General features: G+C 40.3%; 16 protein-coding genes and 4 pseudogenes. 8 read left to right on the top strand and 12 right to left on the bottom strand.

The features are described 5' to 3' along the window. Window positions 1-482 precede the first annotated feature (482 nt). The 4 genes and pseudogenes from P4S71_RS08415 (at window position 483) to P4S71_RS08400 (ending at window position 5,826) form a co-directional block, all read left to right on the top strand. Window positions 483-2,071: pseudogene (locus P4S71_RS08415) on the top strand (alkaline phosphatase). An 11-nt stretch (window positions 2,072-2,082) separates the two neighbouring features. Further along, window positions 2,083-3,872: pseudogene (locus P4S71_RS08410) on the top strand (alkaline phosphatase). Between the two features lie 139 nt (window positions 3,873-4,011). Next, window positions 4,012-4,755 (top strand): hypothetical protein, encoded by a 744-nt coding sequence (locus P4S71_RS08405; RefSeq protein WP_337150458.1) that lies wholly within the window; start codon window positions 4,012-4,014, stop codon window positions 4,753-4,755. Between the two features lie 267 nt (window positions 4,756-5,022). Then, a complete protein-coding gene (locus tag P4S71_RS08400) occupies window positions 5,023-5,826 on the top strand; it encodes a hypothetical protein (RefSeq protein WP_337150457.1) in 804 nt (267 codons plus the stop codon). A gap of 133 nt (window positions 5,827-5,959) precedes the next feature. On the opposite strand, the gene P4S71_RS08395 is transcribed toward P4S71_RS08400, so the two are convergent. From P4S71_RS08395 to P4S71_RS08345, 11 genes and pseudogenes are all read right to left on the bottom strand, one after another. After that, the gene (locus P4S71_RS08395) at window positions 5,960-7,849 is read right to left on the bottom strand and encodes a monovalent cation:proton antiporter-2 (CPA2) family protein (RefSeq protein WP_337150456.1); all 1,890 of its coding nucleotides are present in this window, start codon (window positions 7,847-7,849) and stop codon (window positions 5,960-5,962) included. 163 nt (window positions 7,850-8,012) lie between these two features. After that, entirely contained in the window at window positions 8,013-8,831 is an 819-nt protein-coding gene (locus P4S71_RS08390) for a PKD domain-containing protein (RefSeq protein ID WP_337150455.1), read from the bottom strand. Further along, on the bottom strand, window positions 8,831-10,408 hold the full coding sequence (locus P4S71_RS08385; protein WP_337150454.1) for a PKD domain-containing protein: 1,578 nt from the start codon (window positions 10,406-10,408) through the stop codon (window positions 8,831-8,833). Before P4S71_RS08385 ends, P4S71_RS08390 begins: the two co-directional genes overlap by 1 nt. Window positions 10,409-10,631: 223 nt before the next feature. After that, a complete protein-coding gene (locus P4S71_RS08380; protein WP_337150453.1) occupies window positions 10,632-11,525 on the bottom strand; it encodes a hypothetical protein in 894 nt (297 codons plus the stop codon). A gap of 206 nt (window positions 11,526-11,731) precedes the next feature. Then, on the bottom strand, window positions 11,732-14,260 hold the full coding sequence (locus P4S71_RS08375) for a TonB-dependent receptor plug domain-containing protein (RefSeq protein WP_442961660.1): 2,529 nt from the start codon (window positions 14,258-14,260) through the stop codon (window positions 11,732-11,734). A 279-nt stretch (window positions 14,261-14,539) separates the two neighbouring features. Next, on the bottom strand, window positions 14,540-15,385 hold the full coding sequence (locus P4S71_RS08370) for a DUF4198 domain-containing protein (protein ID WP_002960196.1): 846 nt from the start codon (window positions 15,383-15,385) through the stop codon (window positions 14,540-14,542). Window positions 15,386-15,419: 34 nt separating this feature from the next. After that, a complete protein-coding gene (locus tag P4S71_RS08365; RefSeq protein WP_007377389.1) occupies window positions 15,420-15,929 on the bottom strand; it encodes a DUF2271 domain-containing protein in 510 nt (169 codons plus the stop codon). After that, window positions 15,929-16,561 (bottom strand): PepSY-associated TM helix domain-containing protein, encoded by a 633-nt coding sequence (locus tag P4S71_RS08360; RefSeq protein WP_007377390.1) that lies wholly within the window; start codon window positions 16,559-16,561, stop codon window positions 15,929-15,931. Before P4S71_RS08360 ends, P4S71_RS08365 begins: the two co-directional genes overlap by 1 nt. A 118-nt stretch (window positions 16,562-16,679) precedes the next feature. Then, the gene (locus P4S71_RS08355) at window positions 16,680-17,075 is read right to left on the bottom strand and encodes a YbaN family protein (protein ID WP_033023731.1); all 396 of its coding nucleotides are present in this window, start codon (window positions 17,073-17,075) and stop codon (window positions 16,680-16,682) included. A gap of 279 nt (window positions 17,076-17,354) precedes the next feature. Next, window positions 17,355-18,667: pseudogene (locus P4S71_RS08350) on the bottom strand (porin). A 97-nt stretch (window positions 18,668-18,764) separates the two neighbouring features. Further along, window positions 18,765-19,247: a MarR family winged helix-turn-helix transcriptional regulator gene (locus P4S71_RS08345; RefSeq protein WP_007377393.1), complete on the bottom strand. Its 483-nt coding sequence runs from the start codon at window positions 19,245-19,247 to the stop codon at window positions 18,765-18,767. A 427-nt stretch (window positions 19,248-19,674) separates the two neighbouring features. Here P4S71_RS08345 and P4S71_RS08340 point away from each other — a divergent pair, with 427 nt between their 5' ends. The 4 genes and pseudogenes from P4S71_RS08340 to P4S71_RS08325 all read left to right on the top strand — a co-directional run bounded on the left by P4S71_RS08340 (window position 19,675) and on the right by P4S71_RS08325 (window position 25,560). Next, window positions 19,675-20,523 carry a D-hexose-6-phosphate mutarotase gene (locus P4S71_RS08340; RefSeq protein WP_337150452.1) on the top strand — a complete coding sequence of 283 codons (849 nt, stop codon included), beginning with the start codon at window positions 19,675-19,677 and terminating at the stop codon, window positions 20,521-20,523. A gap of 28 nt (window positions 20,524-20,551) precedes the next feature. Further along, window positions 20,552-21,085: a PH domain-containing protein gene (locus tag P4S71_RS08335; protein ID WP_337150451.1), complete on the top strand. Its 534-nt coding sequence runs from the start codon at window positions 20,552-20,554 to the stop codon at window positions 21,083-21,085. Further along, window positions 21,078-22,624: pseudogene (locus P4S71_RS08330) on the top strand (PH domain-containing protein). Before P4S71_RS08335 ends, P4S71_RS08330 begins: the two are co-directional and overlap by 8 nt. 122 nt (window positions 22,625-22,746) lie before the next feature. Continuing rightward, window positions 22,747-25,560: a TolB family protein gene (locus tag P4S71_RS08325; RefSeq protein ID WP_337150450.1), complete on the top strand. Its 2,814-nt coding sequence runs from the start codon at window positions 22,747-22,749 to the stop codon at window positions 25,558-25,560. Window positions 25,561-25,576: 16 nt separating this feature from the next. On the opposite strand, the gene P4S71_RS08320 is transcribed toward P4S71_RS08325, so the two are convergent. Beyond that, complete coding sequence (locus P4S71_RS08320) at window positions 25,577-26,722, bottom strand: tetratricopeptide repeat protein (RefSeq protein WP_337150449.1); 1,146 nt, start codon at window positions 26,720-26,722, stop codon at window positions 25,577-25,579. Window positions 26,723-26,734: the final 12 nt, after the last annotated feature.

Genomic DNA, 26,734 nt, shown 5'->3' with positions numbered 1-26,734 from the left:
CTATCACTTATCTGTTTAATTTTTATATGGATCTTAGATTATTTAATTGACTGGCTCTAAATTGCAAATTTAGGTGCTAATAATGTAATCCAAAGTGTTTCAGTAATTATTTTAATAATCGATTCTATGCCCACTTTGATGAGTTTTACCTCTTTTTATATTTATGGAGGCAAGCGTAATTAAAAAATAACAAAAGGTTATTGGCGTTTTTAATCACTATATAAAAGGTGAAAAGTAACTACTTGTTATACGGGCGATACTCAGTTCTATCAACATAGGCGAGTGTAACTCAGTCGCTTTAAGCCAGAGTTATAGCATTTAACATGCTGCGTTTTTTATGTCTTTTTTTGTAAAATATTAGTCACTTTTTGTTCACCAAAATTACCTTTTTTAGTCATATCTTTTTTCTATAGTGCAGCGGTTACTCATTTGAGATTTTTAACTTCAAGCAAAAAATAACCACTAAACAATGGGAATTATGAATGAAAATTAAAAAAGTCGCTGCGGCAATCGCTCTAACGTTTGCGTTTAGCGCAGTGAGCCATGCAGATGTACTACCGCAAAGCCAAAAAGACAGCAGCTGGTATAGTGCTGCGCAAACTAAACTAACAACAAAAACAGCACAAGCGCAGGCTACACAAGCCACTAAAGCTAAAAATGTCATTTTATTTGTGGGCGATGGCATGGGTATTTCTACTCTTACCGCAGCGCGCATTTTGCAAGGGCAGCGTAATAACCAATCTGGCGAAGAAGGTTATTTAAGCTTTGAAGAGTTCCCATACTCTGCACAAGTTAAAACGTATAACGTAGATGCCCAAACTCCCGACTCAGCAGGCACGATGACGGCAATGATTTCGGGTGTTAAAACCGATGTTGGCGTAATTGGTGTAGATGAAGATATTGAACGCGGCGTGTGTTCAACAGTGGCAGGTAATGAATTACTTACAGCTACAGAGCTTGCTGAAATTAAAGGCCTTGCAACAGGCGTTATTTCTACAGCACGTATTACTCATGCAACCCCTGCTGCAACGTATGCTAAATCGGCTGACCGTAACTGGGAAGACGTATCCGATATGCCAGAAGATGCCGTAACGGGTGGCTGTGAAGACATTGCATCGCAACTGGTTAACTTCGAAAAAACCTAGAAGCACGATTTGTAGGGACCGACGTAGACGGCCTTGATTTTGTAATGGGTGGCGGTCGTCGTCACTTTTTACCAAAAGACGAAACAGCTAACTCAACAGATGCAGTAAGTGCTATAGAAGGCGACCGTACTGACGAGCGCAACCTAGTGACTGAGTGGCAAACACAATACCCAGATGCTACGTACGTGATGGATCAAACAGGCTTTGATGCAATAGCGGATGACGCCACTAAAGTATTTGGTTTATTTAACGAATCCCACATGCAATACGAAGCTGACCGCGCAAACGATGTAGCGGGCGAGCCTTCACTTACCGATATGACCACTAAAGCAATTGAAGTGCTTGGTAAAAACGATAATGGATTTTTCTTAACGGTTGAGTCGGGTCGAATTGACCACGCGCACCATGCGGGTAATGCGTACAACGCGCTTAACGACACCATTGAGTTTGCTAAAGCCGTGCAAGCTGCGGTAGATAACACCAACCCAGAAGAAACCCTTATTTTAGTAACCGCCGATCACAGCCATGTATTTACTATTGCAGGCTACCCTAAGCGTGGTAATCCAATTTTAGGTCAAGTAGTTGCAGTAGGTGCAACAACACCAAGCCTAGCCGCCGACGATATGCCGTACACCACAGTCGGTTACGCAAATGGCTTAGGTTTTAGAAATTTAGGCGACGAGACAAATGCTGATGCAAGTTACACAAGTGCTGCTGTTGCAGGGCGTGTTGAGCTAAATGGCGTTGATACAACAACCCCAGGTTTTCACCAAGAAGCAACCGTACCAATGGGCTCAGAAACACACGCAGGTGAAGACATATCTTTACATGCTAAAGGTCCTGGTGCTCAGCTAGCGCAAGGTGTAATTGAACAAAACGTTGTATTTCATCTAATTAATCAAGCTCTTGAATTAACTCAGCAATAATGGCGGCTAACATGAACAAATTAACGGTACTTTCTTTGGCAGTAATGGTCGCGCTAGCTGGTTGCTCGAGTGACGATAACAAAAATGAAAATAATATTATCGCAGTAGATAATACTATTGCAGTGGGCTCTGAGCAGTGCATTAATGGCGGTGTAGAGACGCAAGTAGGCGCAGATACCAATAATAACGACGTGCTAGATAGCAACGAAGTTAACTCAACTAATTTAGTGTGTAATGCACCCGCAACGTCGCTAACAAGCGAGCAGTTAGCCTCGCTCACTAGTAATACTTGGTTTAGTGAAGCACAAACAAAATTAGGTGCTGCACAAACAGCCAGTAGCAACATTGTTACTGAATCAGGCAAAGCTAAAAACGTAATTTTATTTGTGGGCGATGGTATGGGTATTTCTACCATAACCGCAGCACGTATTTTAGCGGGTCAGTTAGAGGGCGAAATGGGTGAAGATCACCAGTTAAGCTTTGAAACTATGCCTTTTTCAGGCTTTGTAAAAACATACAACGTAGATGCGCAAACGCCAGATTCGGCAGGCACTATGACCGCAATGGCATCGGGTGTTAAAACCGACGCAGGCGTTATTGGTATAGATGAAGCGGTTGAACGTGGTAATTGTGCATCAGGCAAAGGGCACGAACTTGTTACCTCGTTAGAGCTTGCTGAAATTGCAGGCAAAGCAACAGGGATTATTTCTACAGCGCGTATTACTCACGCAACACCAGCTGCAACGTATGCTAAATCGGCAGAGCGTAACTGGGAAGATATCTCCGATATGCCAGAAAGTGCCGCGACGTGTGAAGACATTGCATCGCAACTAGTTAACTTTGAAGCCAACTTAGAAGCACGCTTTAGTGGTGTTGATGTAGACGGTATTGACGTAGTAATGGGCGGCGGTCGTCGTCACTTTTTACCAAAAGATGCCGCGTTTAATTCAACCGATGCAGTAAGTGCTGTTGAAGGGGATCGAACCGATAACCGCGACTTAACCGCAGAGTGGAAAACGCAATATCCAAATGGTACTTACGTAATGGATCAAACCGGTTTTGATGCAATAAGTGACGACGCCACTAAAGTGTTTGGCTTATTTAATGAGTCCCACATGCAGTACGAAGCTGACCGTGCAAACGATGTAGCAGGTGAGCCTTCGCTTTCACAAATGACCGAAAAAGCAATAAACGTACTTGATAACAACGAGCAAGGTTTTTCTTAACGGTTGAGTCGGGTCGAATTGACCACGCGCATCATGCGGGTAACGCTTATAACGCGTTAAACGACACTATTGAGCTTGCTAAAGCCGTTAAAGTGGCGATGGAAAACACCAACCCAGAAGAAACATTAATAGTTGTAACTGCCGATCACAGCCATGTATTTACCATTGCCGGTTACCCTAAACGCGGTAACCCAATTTTAGGTAAAGTGGTTGCAGTCGGCGCTACTGAGCCAAGCTTAGCTGCCGACGATATGCCTTATACAACGGTTGGTTACACAAATGGTGGTGGCTTTAGAAACCTAGGTAGCGAGACCAATGCCGATGCAGGTTACGCGTTTGCACCGGTTACAGGGCGTGTTGATTTAACTGATGTTGATACAACCACACCGGGCTTTCATCAAGAAGCACTGGTACCAATGGGCTCAGAAACACATGCCGGTGAAGACGTAGGCGTTTATGCAATGGGACCTGGTGCACACTTGGTAACAGGCACAAACGAGCAAAGCTTTTTATTCCATGTAATGGACTTTGCCGCTGACTTTGTAAAAGCTGCCGATGCAAAAGTAGCGCAATAAATACCGACTAGTTATAAATTTAGTTAAATATATCTAAATAAAGAAACCCGTACATTGTGCGGGTTTTTTGTCATTAAACTGACATTTTTAGTGGTTATGTTATTGCCATAAACTTGAAATATAAATAAGAGATAGCTCAATGAAAAAAGCGTTATTACTAATTTCCACGCTTGTAAGTACAAGTAGCTTAGCCTCGCAGTGCGATATCAACCCAAATATATTAAAAGCAAATTACAGTGTAACCAATACAGTCACTCATTCTGTAAAAAGTACCGCAGCGGCGAATAACAAGCCTGTCACCCAGTCGCTCAACCTTTGGCGAAACCAGCAACAAGTTGCCCATGAAAATGATGTAATGACCGAGCTTTGGCAGCACTTAGCCAATAATCAAATACGACCAATACGTTACTTTAACGCCCAGCAACGCGGTATTGAATATCAACCATCTGAGGTGCGCGGCGTACAAAATTGGAGTGCTAAAACTCAGCTGGTGGATAACCACCTAATCGAAAAAATGACCCTAGTAAGCACAAAAGGCACAGGCTGCGATGAAGTAAAAAACTATACCTTGAGCGAAAATGGCAACGACTTTACCCTCGCCTTTTTTACGCATTCAAAATTAGTTAAAACATTTAGTATTAGTAATAAAAAAAGCCAAACAACGACCTTACTTAGCCTTAATAATGTAAGCACTGATGAGCCATTAATTACCGCTCAATTTGCACAGTGGGATCGCTTTCAAACCACCGACTACGCCGACATTGGCGATAACGAAGGCGACCCATTTTTAGCTAAAATGATAAACCTTGGTTTTATTGAGCACAGCGCAACAGGTTTTTATAACCAGCAGGGCGAGGCTATTCAAGGCGGGCATCACCACTAGGTGTCACCGTTTTTAAATGTAGTAGCTCATAGCTGAAAATGGCAGGTGGTTATGAGCTACAAGTAGATTAATTTAAGCCATTCCTGCCCAAGTAATACTGCAAACACTTTCCCATTTTATAAAACACACCATCAGCTATATAATATTTATAGTTGGTATTAACTTACACTATTTGATATTAATAGAAGTTCACACTACAGGGGCGTTTTGATGTGAAAGTAATGAAATGTCCTTTGATTAAATTATTAGTTGTCATAAGGAAATTTCGTGGAAATATTAGGGATTAAAGTCGATGCTATTGTTCGTCTTATAAGGGAGGTCGTGGTAACTATATTTATCGGCTTAGTAGTATATAAAATGCTAGATGTAGATTTAGCGTTTGATTTTACAAAATTATCAGCGACGGATTTAGTCGCATTGATTTTAGCTATTTTTTCGGTAGGACTCTCAGCTGCTTTCTATTTCGCAGCGACAGGTAGTAGCGCAAAATTCTACGATAATATGCATAAATTCACAAAGGATACTTCTGTCATTTTAGGGCAATTGACTGAGCGCTTAGACTCCGTAGACAAGGGGCAGTCAGAAGTGAAAAGTCGGTTTGATCAATTATATAGCGGAAATAATGATGCCGAAATAAAAGAAAAGGCAAAACAAAAAGAAGACTCTGTGAATAAAAGTCGAGACGATTTAAAAAGTACGTTAGATGAGTGGTTTAAAAAACTCCCAATAGAACAAGTAGAAAAAGATGATTTCAAACGCCAACTTGAAGAAAAAGAAAGACAACTTAGTACTTCATTAGAGCAATTATCTGAGTTTAAATCAGCACAAAAATCTAACCTTATGGATCGTGTTAAAAATCATACTCGAATGCAATTTAGAAAGTTATTAAAGCAAGAAAATGTACCATTTGAAATAATAATGAAAAAAATACTTGAGCGATCTTCGCAATCAAAATACATGAATGATCTATCGGATTTGGGTTTTATTGATAACCCTTCTGCAAGTTCGATTAAAGATGTTACCGATGAGGGCTTTATGTTTTTCAGTAATATTTATGAAAACCTCATCTAATAAGTACATCGATCCCATATTATTCGTCTAACAGTTGGCTGGGTTTATTGCCCGCTGATTTTAGCCAACTGTCATTCGAAATCTATTCGGGGAATACATCATTTACTAACAATACAAACCGAATTATCTGACATTACTCCAAATGAGCATCATCAGGCTTTTTAGGTTTACTCGCTACTTCTGTTAAGCCGTCTTCGCAGTCGCCGCTATCGCAGGTATTTAAATCGCTTTGTGCTTGTTTATCTTGTTGCAGCACTTGCTTTAAATCTTCCATGCGTTGGCGCACGGCTACGCCGTAGCTGGCGTCGTCGCCCCACAGCTCGGCAAGTTGCACAACTGCAGCGCGATCGTGGTCTCTAAATAGTTTTCCGGCGCGATCGGCATCTTGCTTAGTGTTACCTAGTAACTCCAGAGCTTCTACGGCAAGGTTAATAGCTGAGTCGACTGTTTCGCGGTTAAACGCATCTACTTTTAAATTAAGTAACTGATACGCATGGCGGCGGTCGATTGCGCGAGCAACTATTTTAAGTTGCGGGTAGTTTTTATGCGCGAGCTTAATTATCTCAATGGTTTTATCGGGGTTATCAATTGCAATTACCAGCATTTGCGCGGTGTGCGCGCCTGCGGCTTCAAGGAGTTCTTGGCGTGCGGCATCACCATAAAATACGGTATTGCCAAAACGACGTAGTAATTCTATTTGGCTAGGGCTGTGATCAAGTACAGTAATTTCGTAGCCTTGCGCGTGCAGTAAACGCCCCATAATTTGCCCAAAACGTCCGTAGCCCGCAATAATTACGTGCTTAGCGGTGCTAATTTGCTCTGGCTTATCAAACTCAGGCAAAGCACAGCTGCTGCGTTTTTGTATTTGCTCATAAACCATAAGTAATAACGGCGCTATTAGCATTGATACCGCCACAACTAAGGTAACAAGGCTGGTTTGCTCGGGCGTTAAAATACTTAAGGTAGTTGTTACGCTTAACAGTACAAAGGCAAATTCACCGCCTTGGGCAAGCGCTAGGGCAAATAATAACTGCTGTTTGCTGTTAATTTTAAAGGTAACGGCAAGGGCAAATAAAATGCAGGCTTTAACTACTATGAGTAAAACTACTAAGGCAATAACGGTACTAAACTCGTTAAATAGCAGTTCAAAGTTAATTGATGCGCCAACAGTTATAAAAAACAACCCTAACAGTAAGCCTTTAAAGGGTTCTATATCAGCTTCTAATTCGTGTCTAAATTCACTCTCGGCAAGTACAACGCCCGCTAAAAAAGTTCCCAATGCAGGCGATAAACCAATACTTTGCATAACCAGTGCAATAGCGACCACTAAAAACAGTGCAAAAATAGTAAATATTTCACGCATGTGCGTTTGGGCAATGTATCTAAATAACGGGGCCGATACATATTTACCGCCGGCAATAATAGCGGCAATAACCGCGACCGATACACATACTTGTTGCCATACAGGCCAGCTTGCAATAATCGAATCGCTGATTTCTTTTGAGCTAGTTTGCGGGGCAAATGCAAGCAGTGGCAATAGGGCTAAAATAGGAATAATTGCGATGTCTTGAAACAGCAATACCGAAAAAGCGTTTTGTCCGGCTTCTTGCTTTAGCCAGCCTTTTTCTTCAAGGCTTTGCAGTACAATAGCGGTAGAGGAGAGCGCCAGCATTAAACCAATGGCGAGTGCGGTTTGCCAATGCATGGCAAAAAACCAATAACAAAATGCAAAAATAGCCGCTGCCGATAGCACAACCTGTAAGCCGCCAAGCCCTAAAATAGAGTGGCGTAATGTCCACAAACGCGAAGGTTGTAGTTCAAGACCAACTAAAAACAGCATCATTACTACGCCAAATTCAGCGAAGTGCATTACATCGGTTTGATCGCCCACAACACCCAGCGCATAAGGGCCAATGAGTATTCCGGCAATTAAATAACCTAATACTGAGCCAAGTCCGACTCGTTTAGCAATAGGCACAGCGACTATGGCTGCTGCTAAGTAAATTAAAGCAATTTCTAACACGCGTTTATCCTAATAACATCAAGGCTTTTAGAATGGCTTAGCTGCTTATAAAATACAATGGATTATATGGCTCAAAGTTGCTTATTTATCAGTAGTTATAACACTAATGGTTATAACTACTGGGCTAAAAATAGCACTTTATGTTGAAGGGCTTATTTGGGGGCTAAATATTACAAATACTTATAATTGCTGAGCTCGGTTGGCCTGAATCAGAATGGTAAATAGTAATGTTTGAGCTGATTGTATTTTCAACGTTTGTTTCAATTACTGTTACTTCAAACTCTGCTGATGCAGGTAGGTCGATATCTAATTCGCTATCGAGGTAACTACTTCCGCTTTTTTGTAAAGTAAGTGGTTTTGTTTGATCAAAGCTAAATTGAAAGCTATCTGACGCTAAAAGTGTATCTACCATGTTAAAGCGTAGGTTAACGGTGTCGGGGCCTGAAAACTCAGCACACACAAATACTGAAACCTCAACAGCTTGTAAAACGGGCATGCTATTTTGGCCTATATCCACAGTAAAGTTGCTTTGCGTAATTGCTACGGAGTTGTATTCCCCAGCTGCAAGCCTTTGATCTGAAGTTGTTATCGTTATTTTTTCGCCTTGCGCTAAATTAACCTCTTCATCAAAAAAGCCATTTGTGTTGGTGCTGTACTGCTGTCCATTAATTGTTAGCTGTGCATTGCTTATAGCCGCTTTTTGCACATTAGTGAGTTGCCCTTTAATACGACCGGTAAGTTGTGCAGAGTTAGTTACTGTAATTGAAAATTGCACACTTTTTGAAAAGCCATCAGCATCAGTTGCTACAACGGTTAGCGTGTAACTACCTGTCATATCTGCGATAAATTCGGTAATACTTTGGTTTGTATTGCTTAAGCTGGTGCTCGAGCCTGAAGGGGCTGATAGTGTCCAAGCGTAATCGAGAGTGGTTCCCTCTGGGTCGTAACTTTGGCTTACATCAAATTTAACCGTATTGCCCACTATATCGTAGCGTGATTGCTCCCCGTGAAGCTAATTACTGGCAGTGCATTTTGTATTACATCAATTGTTAGGGTTTTTGTGTCAGAGAACTGCACGCCATCGTTAGTGCGTAACGAAATAACAACTTGCCCCTCTACTGATGCGCTAAACGTTGGTTTTGATATTGTATTACTGCTAAGCGTTGCTTGGCCTTGCGACGAAATGATTTCCCATTGGTAACTTAGTGGCTGGCCCTCTGGATCGTAACTATTTGAGGCATCAAGTAAAACTTGTTCATCAACTGTTATGGAGGTTGCATAAGTTACCAAAGTAATAGGCTTTTTATTGCTACTGGCATGCAGTACTGAGGTTGCTTGGTTTGAGCTTAATTGCCCATCAGATAAAGTAAGCACTACAACGTAAGCGCCTTCTTTATCGGCAATAATAGAGGGCATTGCTGATGTACTGTTGGTCAGTTGTGATGCACTATTTACAGGCTTGGCTTGTAACTGCCAGTTATAACTCAGCGTATCTCCGTCGGGGTCGCTGCATTGTTGGCACTGCAAAGTGGTTGATTCGTTTAACGTAATATCACGTTCGGATTCAAGTGTTGCAACTGGGGCTTTATTACTTGTGGTAACAGTTAAAGTAACGGATGCGGTATCACTTTCGCTTTGCTGATCGGTAACAGTGAGTGAAAGCGTGTAATCTCCAACTGTTGACGCTGAAAACCCAGCGGTATGATTTTTCATGTTTGAAAGAGCTGGCGTGCTGCCCTGGGGTTTTGATGTAATTGCCCACGCATAACTAAGCGTATCGTTTTTATCGGGATCAGTACTTTGGTTACCATAAAGTGTAACAACTTCATTTGGGGCAATTGTTTTATTTTCTACGTTTATAACCGCTTGTGGTGATGAATTAGAATTAAGCGATTCACTTTTTATGAGTACGACAGTGCTTGCTGTATCACCTTGTGAATCAGTAACGGTAAGCTCAACTTTAAACTCGCCTATTTCGTCGGCAACAAACTGGCTTTTTACTTGAGTCGCATTTTCAAGCGTTGCATTACTTGCTACAGGCTTGGTAATAAACTGCCATTTGTATTGATTAATGGCGCCGCTGGTTGTGCTACTTTGCGCGCCATTTAAAAGGACAACATCACCTTGCTTAACGGTTTGTGTGCTACCTGCGTTAGCAATTAGTTGGGTATTTGCAGTAACGGTGAATTGTTTTTGTGCCGGTGTGCTTGAAAGCTTGCCGTCATTCACGGTTAATACTAATTGGTACTCTTGTGCTTCAGATACTGAAAACTCAACGGTACTTTCATTATTAACCGTAATCGGTATTTCTACTTGTTCGTTTTTGCTGGTTAATTGCCATTGATAGGTGAGTGCATCGCCATCGGGGTCGCTACTTTGTGCTGCGCTAAACACGAGGGTGGTATTTACTTTAAACTTCGATTGCTCGGTGGTAATAACCGCAACAGGCTTTGTGTTAGTGCTGAGCGGTTTAGTTACTGTTTTGGAGTCTGAACCACCAGAGCCACATGCAACAAGCGTGAATAGAGTCGTGATTAGAATTAAGAGTTTCCATTTCATAGTATTAATATCCTTTTAATAAAGTCGAATACTAATATGTACCGAAATTAGCTATAAAGCAAAAAAATAAATCAAAATAGGTACTTTTTATATTATTTTAGGAAATAGTTAACGTGAAGCAGTGCTGCTTTTAAATAACTTATACTTTGAGAGGAGTGCTTTATGCCCAGATTGATAGGGCATAAAGTATATTAAATGGCAGTTGAATAACGCTTAAATAAAGTTAGTCAGCTACTTTTACTGAACCGCTAATATTATCGATACTTACATCGCCCGAGCCCGACTCAGTGATAGTCAGCCCCTTTGCATGATTAACGCGAATATCACCCGAACCATCTTCAATTGTTACGCTTGAACCAATATGCTCAATAAGCAGGTCGCCAGAGTTATCATCAACATTAACAGCACCGCTAATATGGCTTATTACTATATCACCCGATCCATCTTCAACGTTTAGCGAACCGTTTATGTTGCTCACGTGCATTTCGCCAGACCCATCGTCAATAGTTGCATTGCCGCTTACGTTGTTAATGTGAATACTGCCAGATCCATCGGTTAATTCTAAATTACCTGCGATGTTTTCAAAGTTTACTTCACCTGATCCATCGTCAACAGTTAGGTTTTTAGCACCGCTTATTGTTAAATTTCCTGAGCCGTCTTTTACATCAATATTGCTTTGCATAGCACTTATAAAAATGTCGCCAGAGCCATCATCAATATCTAAATTTAGATTACTTGGCACAGTAACCACTAAATTAATACTTGGAGATTGACCACTGTAAAAGCTAATGCCATTACGGCTTTTATTTTGGGCAACAAGCTTTGCCTGTTTACCGTCTTGCTCGAGCGTTAGCTCGTATTCGTCTTCAATGTCGGCTGTGTAAATAGTGGCATCAACACTGATGCTGGTGGCCGTTTTTGAGCCTTTTATTTCAAGGCTACCTGCGCCGCTTAACACATTTAAATATTCAAGATTATTGCTTGGCAGTGATAGCTGTTGAGTTTGCTTTACTGAGGCAACGCTTGGCGATATATGAAATACACAGCCACTTAATAATAAAATTCCGCCAATAAGTGAAAGTGGTTTTGTAATGCTAGATACAGTTGATGAGCTCATGTTTAGTCCTTTGGTATTTATTGTTTGTATTTATATAAACAATATAGAGCAAAAATGAGGCCGAAATGTAAGCTGTTGTTTTATATAGGGTGGTGGTTTTTTATGAAAGTTGAAATACTAATAAGTGGTTAAAATAACTAATTATTAATATAAAAGGATGCGTGATGCATCCTTTTATAATTGCTCTGCTTTTATTAGTAAACTAATTAAAAGCTGTAAGTAATATTACCGTATAAAAAGCGTCCGTCTAATCCGTAAGGTGCATACGGTGTGTACGGGAATATTTGGCCAAAGTCAGAGTAACCAATGTTATCCACGGTTGCTTGTGGGTATTGATCGAACAAGTTGTTTGCACCAACGGCAAATTTCCAATATTCGTCTGGACGGTATGCCACTTCTAAGTCGGTGATCCATTTAGGGTCTAGGTATTCATCGCGATCAGCTGTAGTTGATATATCAGCGACTTCACCATAACGTGTGGCACGAAGCGTTGTTTGCCATTCGTTAAAGTTCCACACTGCTGATAAGTTCCATTTGCTATCTGGCGTGCCCTCTTCAAAGCGGCCTACTTCACGACGTGCAAACACTACGTAGTCGTCACCTAGTGAGTTTAGTTCGCTTGGGTTGTCGTTTACGTGTGTTACTTCGGTATCGTTAAAGTTAGCTGCTACGTTTAAACGTAAATCACCTAAGTTGTCTAAATCTAGATTATAAGTGGCAACTATATCTACACCTTGCGTGCGTGAGTCGATAGCGTTGGTAAAGTAGCGTACGCTTTCGGTATTTAGCTCACCGGCATTTTGTAGTATTTCTACTACGGCATCGCCCTCTAAGTTTTCAGACAATACAATACGGTCATCAATATCAATGCGGTACGCATCTACGGTTAAGCTAAAGCTGCCTTGCGTGTACATAAAGCCCGCAGTAACGTTTACTGACTCTTCAGCATCTAACGGCTGAGCACCGAGTGCTTGCGCTGCGGCTGAATCGGTTGGGAATAGACCAACTTCAAATGGTTGGTTGTTCTCAAGTACAGTAGAGATTTGGCGGTACGAGCTTTGCGCTAAAGATGGTGCACGGAAACCTGTGCTAATTGCACCGCGCAGCGATAGGTTTTCAGTAATGCTGTAACGCGAAGCAAGCTTAGAAGTAAATGTGTCACCAAAGTCGCTGTAATCTTCATAACGACCCGCTAAAACTACGTTCCATTTTTCTGTTAAGTAGGTATCAAACTCAACAAATAAAGCGATGTTATGACGGCTTTCGTCAGTCGCACTTTCTGGTCCAAAACCAGCAAGTACTTGCGCGCCACCGGCTGCAATTGGGTTACCATCGCTATCAAGTGCGGTGATGTAAGACGCTTCTTCGCCTTCTTCAATTTTGTAGCTTTCGTGGCGGTATTCAGTACCTACGGTAAAAAATACGTCATCAGGTAAGCCTAAATCAAGTGTGGTATTGGCCGTTGCGTTTACTAAAAACTGATCGTAAACCAATGCACCGTTGTCAAATTCGTTTGGGCTGTCGGCACCTAGTGATGTGTTAATACTATTTATAACACCGAAACCAAAGTCGTTACGGCCGTAGTTGGTACTTACATCCCATGTCCAGTCGTTAGTTTCGCCTTTTAAGCCCAGCGCAAATGAGTAGTCTTGTACGTCTGTTTCAATTTGCGGCAAAAAGCCATCTGGGTACACTTCTAAAACGTTACGGCTGTCTTTTGCACGGCGGTAAAAACCACCTGAATTACCTTCACGCTTTGAGTAGCTACCAAATGAATAAAGGTTTAAGCCGTTATCTAAATCGTAACCCATGTTGTAAAACAACGCGTAATCTTCAAGGTCGGCTTTACCAAAGCGGTGGTTGTAACGATCGATAGTAAATTCGCGTGGGTCTAGGCTGCCATCATCAAGGCGGCTGTATTGTTCGCGAGGGTCAAAGCCTGAGCGTTGAGTTGAGTCGTTATCACGGTATTCAATTGATACGTTTACAAAGCCGTTATCAGATAACGCAAAACCAGAGTTTGCGCTAACAGTGCGTGTTGCACCGTCGTTTACTTCGCGGTCGCCACCGGTATTAAACGCTAAGTCGCCGTTTGCATCTGCGTAGGTGCTTTCTAGCTGAGGTACGCCAGCCATTTGAGTATCGTATTTACCGTACGTTACGCTTACGCTACCGCCTTCTGAGGCATCTTTAAGTACAATGTTAATTACCCCAGCAATTGCATCAGAACCGTACTGTGCGGCTGCGCCATCACGTAGTACTTCAACACGCTTAATGGCTGATGTTGGAATCATGTTCAAATCAACAGCGGTAGAGCCTCGGCCAACAACACCTGCTAAGTTTAATAGCGCACCGGCATGGCGGCGCTTACCGTTTATAAGTACTAATGTGTGATCGGGTGCTAATCCACGTAAAACAGCTGGTTTTGCATGGTCAGTACCATCACCCATAGTGGCACTTGGGTAGTTAAAGCTAGGTACTTGGTTTGCTAGTATTTGGCTTATTTCTAGCTGACCCGTACTTTGCATATCACCGCTGGTAATAATATCTACAGGTACTGAGCTTTCGGCAATACTGCGTAAGCTTCTGCGAGTACCTGTTACTGAAATCACTTCAATGCTCTTTTCGGCCTGAACATCTTGTTCTGCAGCAAATACAGAAGAATAGGGTGCACTAAGTGCAGAAGAAATGGCCAGGCTAAGTGCTACTTTTTTGGCTGATAATGGCTTTAACATGATGTTGATTCCCTTGAGGGCTGCTGACTATTGATTTTAAAAAGGAGCGCATCATATAGAAGCGACTATCCTAGTGCAAAGATAAAAACTATCTAAGATATTCTAAGTTGTTAACAAGTAAGGTCACTGTCTACGCGCGATATAGGCGTTTGGATCGTTGTAGTTGCAATCTTGTGTCGAATGGTTGCGAATTCAAGGGGATTTTAGATAAAAGTTAGTAAGACGTAAAAAGGCCAAGCAAATGCTTGGCCTTTCAATTTTTAAATTTAGTAATTTAAATTATTCAGGGGCAACTTCAAGCGTTGTAAATAATGCATAACGTCCTGCATCTACGCCTTCTTCATTTACGGTAACCTTGTTAGAGGTTTCGATTAGGTATAAGCCTGGCTCTTTCCACGTAATTGTAAACATACCGTCTTTATCGGTCGTTACTTTTACTTCGCCACGCTCGTTACGGTAGCGTGTGTCGCCTTTTAAAATACTTACTTCAACGCCTTCACCAGCAGATTTACCATCTTGTAGTAACTGAAAACGTGCTTGTTCACCTACAAATAAATCGTTTGGGTGCGTTGGACCGCTAAGCTCTAAGCCTAAACCTAGCTGTGCAGGTTTTGAGGTGCCATTTCGGCTTACAAATGTATCTACTGTTGAAACAACCTTCGTTGTCGTTACATCTTTTGCATTGCTAGGTAACTCAGCTTCTGTTTTTTTACCAAATACGCGCTTGCGCTTACCTTCTTCGTTTTTATAGAAGGTCATGTACATTGGCTTTTGGGTCATTGCAATGTGGTAAGTGCCTTGCTCTGTTAAGCTTACCGCAGCTGAGCTTTTACGCTTTAAGTAATAAGCACGAATGGTGTCGCTTACTGGCTCACCATTAGGCGCAAGTGCCATTAATAATGTGTCGTCGTACTCGGCGCCTTTTTCTTTAGGTTTAAAGGCTTTGTCTGGTGCAAACATTTCGTTAGAGATACTAGCGTCAATCATTACGTAATGCGCTTTATCGCCTGATAAAGATGTATGCGAAGGTAGTAACCAACGTCCGTGTGCACTTGCTGAAGTTGACACTAAAGCAGATAAGCTCAATGCGCCGATTAATGCCGTTTTTAATAAATTAATTTTCATTGTATTTCCTTAAATTCAAATGATTAAGTAGCAGCTACTTAGTGCTTACAGTGACGAAGCTTTTAGAAAACTCGTTTTTACCATCAATTGTTAGTTTGCCTGATTTAGTTAAATCGAGCTCAACGCGGGTGTAGTCTCTGCCGCCTTCTTCGCGTACCACTTCAATATTTAGTAAGTATTTACCTGGTTTTACTGGGTTACCGTCTAAATCATTACCTTGCCAATTTATGGTGTAAGTACCTGCGCGTTTTGTTGCGCCGCTAATGCCGTCAAAGTTGGCATCGCTTTTACCAGCTTTACGCCACCATTGGCGTAAGTCTTTAAACCATTCTGCTTTTTGCACCCAAAGTGCAAGCGTTGTAACGTGTTTGCGCTCTGGTGTTTCAAGCCAAACTGCAACGTATGGGCGGTGATACGGTTGTACTTCTAAGTCGGGAAGCGTTAATTCAACCTCTAGCTGTGGTGTTTGCGCATGCGCCGTTGTTTGAAAAAACGCAGCTACGAGCAGTAATGCGGTGCTTATAAATAATTTAAATTTAACCATTAAGACACTCCTTTTATTTGTGGAACCCAACATAAATATATAACCAGTGGAGTTGCCACTCCCAGTAAAGTTATCCATATTCCTGCTAAGCGTTTTTTTCTATTTTGAAACAAAATAATCATGCCGGTGATGGCAAATAAAATCATTAGTACGGCAGATATATCAATTACCCAACTCCATACTTCACCGCTGTGGCGGCCTTTATGTAAGTCGCCAATAAGGCTTAAAAAGCCACCTGTTTGGTAATCAAGATTTAGCTCGCCAGTTGTAAAATCAAGCTCTGCGTAGGCAAACCCAGCAGGCAGTGGGTAGTCGAGCATGACAAGCGCGTCTTCTTTTTCCCACTCAATGCTTTTTACTTTTGTAAGTGAATATTGCTCGGCTAGGTAAGCTTCTATTTCAGGGTAAAGCGTTGGTAGCGTATTTAGCTGTTCATTGGCTTTGGTAACTAGCTCTGCTGGAATTGTTGCAGTTACTTGACCGTTATCTTTATCGTTTTTAAGCCAATCAATATGGTTGAGCACAATGCCGCTAACGCAAAACAAAATAAGCAGAAAAAATAAAGCTGTAGAAATATAAATATGTAGAGCGCGACTTGTACTATACAAAGTTCGCTTATTAATAAACGCCATAAATAGTTTAATATTGTAAAATTTACAACATGATAATGATTTGCATTAGTCATTACAAATTTACTTACTTAACTTTACATTAAGATTTTACAAGTGGAGGGTATTTGTAGTTATACGTTTAGTACTTAGGTGGAGTAGAGGGCCTTAAGATAAGGTAAATCATTACCGATATTTCTATCGCTGCAACGAGGTAAATAACCCAAATCGGGGCAGTAGAGTACAGTAAAAATATAAACCCAATTAACATGCCAATGGCGGCATAACATTTTGCTTTAACGGGAACCACTTTGTGAGCTTGCCACTGTTGTAATGTAGCCCCATAACGAGGATGGTTAAGTAACCAGTGTTCTAGCGCGGGCGATGAGCGAGTAAAGCAAGTGAGCGCTAAAATGAAAAATATAGTGGTGGGCATAACAGGCAGTACAATGCCAATAATACCAAGTGCAACCAGTATCAGCCCTAGCATTTTTAGCCATAAATTTTTATAACAAACAAAGGCTGCTCTTATATTCACTTATGCTCATTTTGTTTAATTACGGATACATTAAATTGTAGGCTAATTGAGGCGCAATTCGAAGTACTTATGCCAATTTTATTAAAATCATGATGATTATATAGTATTAAATAGTGACTCATCTCGTTAAAAGTTTTTGCTTGGTTTTAGTGCGGTTTTTGATCATTAAATAGACCAAATATATAAGCAGATTGGTATGAAATAACAACAGCACGCAATAAAAAAGGACAAATGTATTTTGCCCTTTTTTATTGTTGAATAGATTATGTGCGACTTTTTTTAGAAGTAGTAACCTAAATTTATATTGAAGCGACGTTCGGTATCGCCATCTCCTATCATTGTTCCGCCAATAAATGGCTGGTTACGCGCTTGAACATAATCAAAGTAGGTAAAAAGGCACCGGCCGATACACTCACACCTGTTATATTCATCCACGTATTGGCGCTATCGTCTGATTTGTCGTATATGGTGCTGTAGTCGTTATAAAATTGTAGGGCATTTACAGGCCCCCATTCTACCGAATAATTGTAGGCAACGTTAAGGCTAGACATAGTTGCCTCGCTTGAAATCGTATCGTAATAGGCATAGGCTGCAACCGAAATACGATCACTTTGATCGTCTAAGTCGTAGTCATACTCGCCATGTTGAAGCTGAATATTCCAGTTATTAATCTGACTATCAAGGTGTACAGCCCATGCACCATAACTACCTGCTCGGTCTACACCGTCATGTAAGCCGCCACTGAGTAGTGAAATACCAATATCTGTTGTTATGTTTTTATTGTGCTTAATTTGATATGTTGCACGCCCAGCAAAGGTATTGTACTCACCAAGCTCATTAGCTGGTTCTGCATATGTTCCTTCGCTTGCACTGCGGCTACCAACAATATCATAAGAATAACGATGGCTTTTATCTGATGCTGATCCGTCAACACCGCCAAGCTCGTCATTTTTGAAAAAGCCTAAGTCTAATTTCCAGTTATCTTTCAATTTGCGTTTAACGACAACACCTAAATCAAAATCATCTTCTAGGCCAATATAATAGTTGCTGCTAAAAAAGTAGTTATGAGAATTATAAGGACCGTTACCAAATGGCACTTGTGTAATGCCTGCTTGCGCTTCCCAATCATTTGTAAACTCATAACCTAGATAGGCATATTTAATTACGGTCATATAATCAAAAAAGCGAATTTCACCATTTACTGAGATATCGTTAATTTTTCCTGATACATTTAAACGAAAAATATCAAAATCGAAATCACCGTCACGATCTTTATTATCTTCATCGTATGAGGCCACGCTATAGTTAGCGCGAATTGCACCACCGAATTTAATACCGTCGTCTTTTTTTACTGGCTCTACAACAGTTGCTGTTTGCTGAGCCTTTTTACTAATTTTAGCAACTTGCTCTTCATGCTTTTTATTGATTTTCTGTTGTTTGGATTTCTCTTCGATTAATTGATTTTCGAGCAGCTGCATTTGCTGTTTTAGTTGTTTTAATTGGTTTTGAAGGGTGTCGAGATCCGTGGCGTAAGAAGTGCCAGTAACACCACTTAAAATTAATGCTAACGTTAATTTAGAGAGTTTAGTCATAGTAGCTGCTCAGATGTTGATTAAAAAATAAAAAATTCAAGGCGTCAAAAAACGCCTTACGTTTAGAGTAAGTACAAAACTTATGTGTTTTTATTATTTATTCTTTAGGAGCTTGAGTCAGCGCACCAACTTCTAGTAGGGGAGATGCATCTAATTTGTCAGCATCCATCATTGCGGCTACGCGCTGCATTGACGAGAGTAAAAGACTCTGTTCCCATTCAGCAAGTGCAGAGAACTTTTCAATAAAGTGTTCTTGCAATGGCTGAGGTGCTTTTTCAAGTAACTCTTTTCCTTTTTCTGTGAGGTATAAGCTCACTCGTCGTTTATCCATTTGACTGCGTACGCGTGTTACTAAGTCTCTACTTTCGATTCTATCGAGAATATTTGTGACGGTTGCTGGGCTTAAATTGACATTTTGAGCAATACGACTGGCAGTTATGCCGTTTGTTTGGGAAACTTCCTGCATAATAAGCAGTTGTGGCCCTGTTAAACCCGCTGTTTTATTTAGTTGCTTAGAGTGCAAATCAATCGCACGGATCACTTTACGTAAAGAAACTAATAACTCGTCATATTTCTGCATTTTTTTATCTCGTCGAAAAAGCAATAGCTTGCCGTAATCGCGAAATGTTACACATCAAATAAATTGAATTCAAATTATATATTGTATTTCAACCCGCTTTTATTGGTTTTTAATGCTTAGAGCAGAAACTAATGTAAAATTATATTGTTCAAAATTTATTAAATATTCTTAGCATCTTGTATACATTAAGTTGCGCACAGTACGTAGGTTGTGAATAATTGGCAAGTCTTATTACATAGACTTTAGTATTGTTCATTTACAGCTGTTAGTACAAAGTAATTGTTTGTGAGTTTACTGTAGATGTATTAATCGGCAATGAACAAATTCAGCAATCAATATTTAATATCAATAGCGTATACTTTAAGCATGCATTATTGTTTTTGCACAAATATTAAAAATCTTTAGTATCAGTATTATAGGGGAAGGTATGAAATTATCGCCATCAGTTAGCATTGAGCAAAGCGAAACCGGTCTTGAGTTTATTAAAATAGCTAGTGCAAAGTGCGATGCAAAAATATTTTTGCAAGGTGGGCAAATTACCGAGTTTATTCCTAAAAATAACAAGCCGCTTATTTGGGTGTCACAGAGCGAAACCTATCAAGAAGGTGTAAGTATTCGAGGTGGTATTCCAATTTGTTGGCCATGGTTTGGTACACATGCTAATGATGGATGGCCAGCCCATGGTTTTGCGCGCACAAGCGTATGGCAAGCCGATGAAGTACACGAATCTGATGAGCAAATTACAGTTAGTCTAAAGCTACCCATGAAACTTGTTAATACAACGTATTGGCCGCATCAGTCCGCATTAAAAGTTGAGTTTGTGTTAAGTGATAAGTTACAGGTTCGCTTGACGACCACTAACTTAGGAAGTGTGCCATTTAGCTTTACTCAAGCGCTGCATACCTATTTTCCAACCTCAGATATTACAAATACCCATGTTGATGGTTTGCAAGGCGCGCAATATATTGAGTTTAGTGAAGGGCCATTTGTACAAAATGATGTTGTAAGCTTTAATCGCGAAACCGATATGGTTTATACACAAGCAAGTACAGTGCAAAGCATTAATACGCCAGAAGGTGTTATTAATGTGAGCCGCGAAAACTCAAGTTCGTGTGTGCTGTGGAATCCATGGATAGAAAAGTCAAAACGCTTATCTAACTTTGCTGATGATGAATATAAAACAATGCTCTGCCTAGAGGCCGCTAATGTTTTAGGCGATAAAGTAACGCTTGAGCCAAAACAAAGCCACACCTTAATAACCACCATTAGTTGGTAAGTAATTAAAGCAGTAATAGGGATAAATAGTGTTTAACAATCAACAAATAATGGATTTACCAAAGCATAGTGATATTAGCTTTAAGCCATTGGCTGATAAAGCCTTATTACATACACAGCTTAGCTCGCTTCTGTTTTATGTACCGCTAATTGGAGCGCTTATTGCTGTTTGTTATTTTAATAAAGCCTTTGCTAATAATGCACAAACGTATTTGCTAATTGGTATGCCAATTTTGGTGGCCGTATCTATGGCGTACAACATGATAAGTGTGAGGTTGCGAGGTTTTGCAGTGCGAGATCATGACATTGCTTTTAAAAAAGGCGTTATTTGGCAACAAGTGACGGTATTACCTTTAGCGCGTGTACAGCATATGGAAATACACCAAGGGCCAATAGAGCGAAAACTTAGCCTTGCAAGCATTAAATTATTTAGCGCTGGCGGTGTAAGTGCCGATTTACAAATTAGTGGGCTAACCCATGATGATTGTAAAAATATGCGCCAATTTGTACAAAATTACCGTCAAGACGACGCAACTACTCAGGCAACTTTAGTCGATGAGTAATACAACTATCGAAGATAAAGCGAGCCCTATTTACTGGCAAAAAGTATCGCCCTGGGCACTTTTATACTTTGTTGTGCACTTTAGTGTGCGGTTTGTAAAAGATGGCCTTTTAAACTTACTGCCCATGCTTGTGGTGTTTGTTACTCAAGTAGAAAATAAATTATTTTGGGCACAGGTTGCAGGCGGTATTGCACTAATTTTGCTACTTGTTTACTCATTTTTATATTATTTAAATTTTAAGTTTAGTATTAGTAGCGACAACGAAATATTGCTTAACAAAGGTGTATTTAAAAAAGAGCGACTTACGCTTAAATTTGGCCGCGTGCAAAACGTTAATATTGCCGAGCCGTTTTATTTTACCCCCGTAAACTTAGTTAATTGTATTTTTGATGCCGCAGGCAGTGTGTCACAAGAAGTTGTTTTACCTGGCGTCACTCAAGATTACGCACAGCAAATGCGTAAACAAATATTTGATTTTAAAGCGCAGCAACAGCAAGAAATACAAAATACTGAACAAAGCGAAACAGACACTATCGAAAACAGCCTAAGCATTAGTAATAAAGAAATAGCCAAATTTGGTTTAATGTCGAATATGGCTATTTTAGCAATCGCTGCTGTTGCCCCTTTTATAAACCTGATTGTTGATTTTTTAGAGAAGCAAATTATTGCGAAAGTAGAAGGCTTTTATCAACAAGAGCTTGGTATGCTGGCAAGTGCTGCTACTTTTGCGATGATCACCTTAATTGTTTTGCTAGTTTTGGTCGCTGTGATGCTATCGGTGACTATGTCGCTTATTCGTTTTTATAACTTTGAGCTTTATTTTAAAGGTCAAAAGTTTAAACGTATTGCTGGCTTGTTAGAGCGCCATCAGCTTTCTATGAGCATGGACAAGGTGCAATCTATTGTTATTAAACAAAACCTAATGGGGCGATTACTAAAGCGATTTACCGTGGAGTGTTTACAAGCAAGTAGCGGCGGAATAGCAGCCGGTGTTGCAGCTAAAAAAATAAACAAACCTTAGTATTACCAGTATTAAATAGCGAACAAGTTGATAGTGTATGCCAGTGGATTTACCCGTGGTTTAATAGTAAAAAACTCGCTTTTAAGCGCGCAGAACGAGCGCTTTTGTATAAAAATTTAGGCTTTTACTCACTTTTACCCAGTGCACTCGTGTTTGGCTTTTGTTTTATTGCTGATATTAATACTTTGATAAGCCTTGGTGTTTTGGTGGTGCTTTCTGGCTTGGTAACTTTGTCGTATCAGCGTTATGGTTATTACATGCATGAGGATAATGGCCGATATTACATGGTTGTACGCAAAGGTATGATTGGCGTTCATTACCGTGTTTTTGAGCTTTATAAAGCGCAAAGTGCACGCAGTATAAGTACGTACTTAATGAGAAAATCAGGCTTAAAAAGCCTGTATATACAACTTGCTTCGGGCTTTGCATTTATGCCCTATATAAAGCAGCAAGATGCTGACTTTATTATTGATTTTACAATCAAACAGATTGAGTCAGATACTCGCAGCTGGATGTAAATCACCCTAATAAAACATGTGTAAATACTCATTTTCACATGTTTTATTACACTTTCTTACTGCCCATGAAAGACATTTAATAATACTCTAGATGGTATTAAGGAATTCTTTTAGGGACGCTCATGAAAAAAACACTTATCGCATCGGCTTTATTACTAGCAGCACCGAGCTTTGCAGCCGATTGGCAAACTATTCATACCGAACATTTTAATGTTCACTACAGTGTTGAGCATGCTGATTTTGCTAAATCAACTGCAGCAGAGCTTGAAATAGTACGCATCAAAGTGCTTGAGCAGCAAAACCGAGCACTTGATAAAACAGTTGATGTAGTTGTGTTTGATCCCCTAAATGCGGCAAATGGCTTTGCGCTACCTACCTCAAATAATCCTGTAATGGCGCTTTTTACAACCCCACCACAATCCGACACCGTTATATCAAACAGCGCTGGCTGGCAGCAGTTACTTGTACTGCATGAATATATTCACTTAGTACACTTAGCACAGCCAACACGCAATGACTGGCAGCAAAAAGTACGTGGCATATGGGATTTATACGACTTAACCTACAGTGATACACCGCGCTGGGTAGCCGAAGGTTATGCCACATTGATTGAGTCTAAAATGACGGGCCGTGGGCGTTTATTTGATAACTACTCAGAGTCAATACTGCGAGAATTTGCTCAGCAAGGTGCTTTGCCAACCTATGGGCAATTAAATGGCGAGCAGGGCTTTATGGGCGGCTCAATGGCGTATTTAATGGGGAGCCGCTTTTTAAATTGGCTAGAGCAAAACTATTCAGAGCAAACACTCGATAGTGTTTGGACGCGAATGCAAGGCGTAAAAACGCGGGATTTTGATGAGGCATTTAGCGGTGTGTTTGGGCAAAGTGCAGCCAAGCTATACCGCCGATTTATAGCTGAATATACCTATAAAGCAATGCAAATAGAGCAAGGGGAGGTGTTACTTAATAGTGAACTTTGGCTTGAACTTAACTTATATGCAAGTAACCCCGCACTTTCAAAAGATGGTAGTAAAATTGCAATTGTTGAGCGAGACAAAGAGAGTAATACCAAGCTTATAATTTATAGCACTGATGACAACATTAAAGCGCAAGAAGAGTTTACTAAAGCGCAAAAAGAGCTACTCGAAAACGATGCACAAGACATCCCCGATGCAGCGCCAAGTGTGTTTAAGCGCGAACAAAAACAAGTGCTTAATCAAATTAATCGAGCCGGTATTGCAAACCCGCAATGGGTAAATAATACAACGTTATATTTTAATGCGTACAGCAATGAAGAGTCGGGTATTTATAACAAAGTGTCTGACATATTTAGCTATAACACTGACACTGGAAATATTACACAACTTACCGAACTTGCTGGTATACGACGATTTAGCGTAACCAGCAATGGTGAAACCTTATATGGCGAGCAAATAAGAGATGGCTACTCTGAATTAGTAAAGGTTGATCTAAACACGCAAACCATCACACCATTATTTACAAAAAGCCTTGAGACAACTTACGATTACCCAATACTCAGTCCTGATGAAAGTAAATTGGCTTATTTATCAACGTCATTAAATGAAAATTGGCAGTTGTATATACAAGGTGTAGGCGGCGAACAGCTATCAGTACCTATGCCAAACGGGTATCAATATTTAAGTCAGCCGAGCTTTAGTCTTAATGGCGAGTCACTTTACTTTGTTGCAGGCTTAAATAGCGCTACTGATATTTATAACTACAACATAGAGAGTAAAACACTTACCAAGTTAACTCAGGGGCAGGAAGCCGTTGCCCACCCGATTGAAATGGCCGATGGCTCGTTACTCTATTTTTCGATAACCGCAGATGGGCCAAATATAAAAACACTGCCAAAAGCTATAAAGAGCACTGTAGTTACTGAATTTTCGGCTAACAAAAAAGCACCGCTGCTAATTGTAAACGAACATACGCTTCCAAAAGCTAAAATATATACGCACCAAACAACGCAGCAGACAAATTACAACGTACTCGATCAGCACGCTACTTTTGCACTAGGAACGCAGTATTATTCGGCTTCTACCAGTTTGTTAGATTTAAGCATTAAAAGTAGCGACTTATTAAAGCAGCTCGACTTGCAAGCGGGATATAGCACTGATTTACACGATGGAGCACTGCACGGTGGTTATGTGCAGGCAAAATATAATGCGCTTGATGTAAAACTGAAACTTGCACTGTTTGACTATGATTTAAATACATCGCGCCAGTACCAAGCAAGTTTAAATACCGACATAGATGCCCGTGGTGGTTTTGCTGCAGTAAGTTACCCAGTTAAATTTGGGCCGCTAAGTTTAACGCCAGAGATTGCCTACAATTACACTGATTATAAGATAAGCCATAAAAGCTGGACGCGTTTAGGCGTTGCTCAAAATTGGCAATATGATCGTCAAGATTTTGCGATAGGCCAAAGTGTTTATGCGAGTTGGTACGATGGCAGTAGTAAAAGTAGTAATTGGCAAGGCTACGATTTAGCCGCCAAAATTTTTGGTAAGGCGTTTGGTATTCCTCTTTATGCAAACTTTGATCAAAAACAGCGTGATGACAATAGCCTTGCATTAGGTGGTTTTAGCTCAAATCTTATTAATCAGCAACAAAGTAGTGAACATGTACTTTCATCTGATCTGCCCTTTTACAGCGCAACTGCAAAGCGCTATCAAGGCTACGGTGGCGGCTTTAGCTTTAAAGAAGGCATGCCGTGGCTTTATTATAAGCAACATCAACTCGACGACACCGTATACGCACAAAGCTACGGCTTAAAATACCAAGGTGATTTTAGTTTTGGGATGGGGCCCGCGGGTGTAAACGACTTAACCTTTAATATGGGACTGTCGCGAGTAGAAGGCGACAGTTTTGAAGATGAAATGCGTGCTTGGCTGAGCTTCTATTATTCGTTATAAATATTAATCGGCTAAGTTACTTTTCCATCTGCAAGGATAGTAACTTAGCTTGATAGATATCGAGCTTTTGGTTATCACGCTCTAGTTTAATTGCTTTTTCAAGTAAGGTTTGTGTTTGTTTGGTATTGCCTTGTCGATAGCGAACTTTTGCGAGTTCCAAGTATAACTCAGCAATGTAAGGCGCTTTAGTAATGGCTTGCTCAAGGTTTGCTTTAGCTTGATGAACGTGGCCAGCTTGTAAGTTGTTTTTAGCGATCACTAATAATTCGTATGGGTCTTTTTCTTTATTAACTAATTGTGAGGTGAGCTCTTTAACAAGCTCTTTGTCGCCTAACTCTTCAGCTAAAAGCTTATAGTTGCTGATTAAATTAATGCTTATCTCGTTATTGCTAAGTGCTGTTTGGTAGATGTTTTTAGCGCTTTGTAAATCACCAACTCGGCGATGTAAAATACCAGCTATGTTAAATAGTTCTGCATCATTTGGTGTAAATTTATTCGCTTGTAAAATAAGAGAGTAAGCCGTATTAAATTGTTTTTTGGCAAGTGCGTTTGCCGCTAAGTTACTATAAAACTTAGCTAGCAAATCGTTATAAGTTGCACTACCAGAATAGATACTACCTTGAGTCGGGAAATAGTCTATCAGTGTTCCTGCTCTAATAAATTCGATATAATTATCTTCTTTCTTTACTTTGGGAGCATATACCTTTGTCCTAAAGTGATTAGCCACATAGACTATGTTGCTTTCTTTGGCATACACCGGTTCGCTGGTCACTTCCTGGAAACTTGTATCGAGACTTAAGGTTTGTGCGTAGCTTTGTGTTAGTACCGCTAGACTAATGCAATTACCTTGCGATAATTTAAGGGCTTGCTTTGAAGTAAGTGTATCGCCATGGTACTTGAAGTTTTCTAACCGACCTTCTAGATAATTAAAAATAACTTGATCAGCTCGGGTATCTGCTAGATTTTCATTTGCATAGGTTAAGAATTTTTGCTTTTCTGCTTGAGGCAATTCAAAAATGCTTTGCTCGGTTGGTGTGTCCAAGCGCTCAAAAAGCGAATGATTTATAAGACTGGATAACTGTACTTTTTGAGCCGCAGTAATTGCGGGTGTATTTTTACATGCAGTTAAAAAAAGACAAAATATTAATATTATAAACTTCATAAGCCACCTCAA

This window comes from Pseudoalteromonas sp. B62, assembly GCF_037162565.1.
GTDB lineage: Bacteria > Pseudomonadota > Gammaproteobacteria > Enterobacterales > Alteromonadaceae > Pseudoalteromonas > Pseudoalteromonas fuliginea.
This window is presented reverse-complemented; position numbering and strand designations above follow the sequence as displayed.

Coding starts and splice junctions, on each gene's coding strand:
- P4S71_RS08375 (WP_442961660.1), bottom strand. CDS start 14,260: ATGTTAAAGCCATTATCAGCCAAAAAAGTAGCACTTAGCCTGGCCATT.
- P4S71_RS08405 (WP_337150458.1), top strand. CDS start 4,012: ATGAAAAAAGCGTTATTACTAATTTCCACGCTTGTAAGTACAAGTAGC.
- P4S71_RS08385 (WP_337150454.1), bottom strand. CDS start 10,408: ATGAAATGGAAACTCTTAATTCTAATCACGACTCTATTCACGCTTGTT.
- P4S71_RS08340 (WP_337150452.1), top strand. CDS start 19,675: ATGAAATTATCGCCATCAGTTAGCATTGAGCAAAGCGAAACCGGTCTT.
- P4S71_RS08360 (WP_007377390.1), bottom strand. CDS start 16,561: ATGGCGTTTATTAATAAGCGAACTTTGTATAGTACAAGTCGCGCTCTA.
- P4S71_RS08370 (WP_002960196.1), bottom strand. CDS start 15,385: ATGAAAATTAATTTATTAAAAACGGCATTAATCGGCGCATTGAGCTTA.
- P4S71_RS08380 (WP_337150453.1), bottom strand. CDS start 11,525: ATGAGCTCATCAACTGTATCTAGCATTACAAAACCACTTTCACTTATT.
- P4S71_RS08365 (WP_007377389.1), bottom strand. CDS start 15,929: ATGGTTAAATTTAAATTATTTATAAGCACCGCATTACTGCTCGTAGCT.
- P4S71_RS08325 (WP_337150450.1), top strand. CDS start 22,747: ATGAAAAAAACACTTATCGCATCGGCTTTATTACTAGCAGCACCGAGC.
- P4S71_RS08320 (WP_337150449.1), bottom strand. CDS start 26,722: ATGAAGTTTATAATATTAATATTTTGTCTTTTTTTAACTGCATGTAAA.
- P4S71_RS08345 (WP_007377393.1), bottom strand. CDS start 19,247: ATGCAGAAATATGACGAGTTATTAGTTTCTTTACGTAAAGTGATCCGT.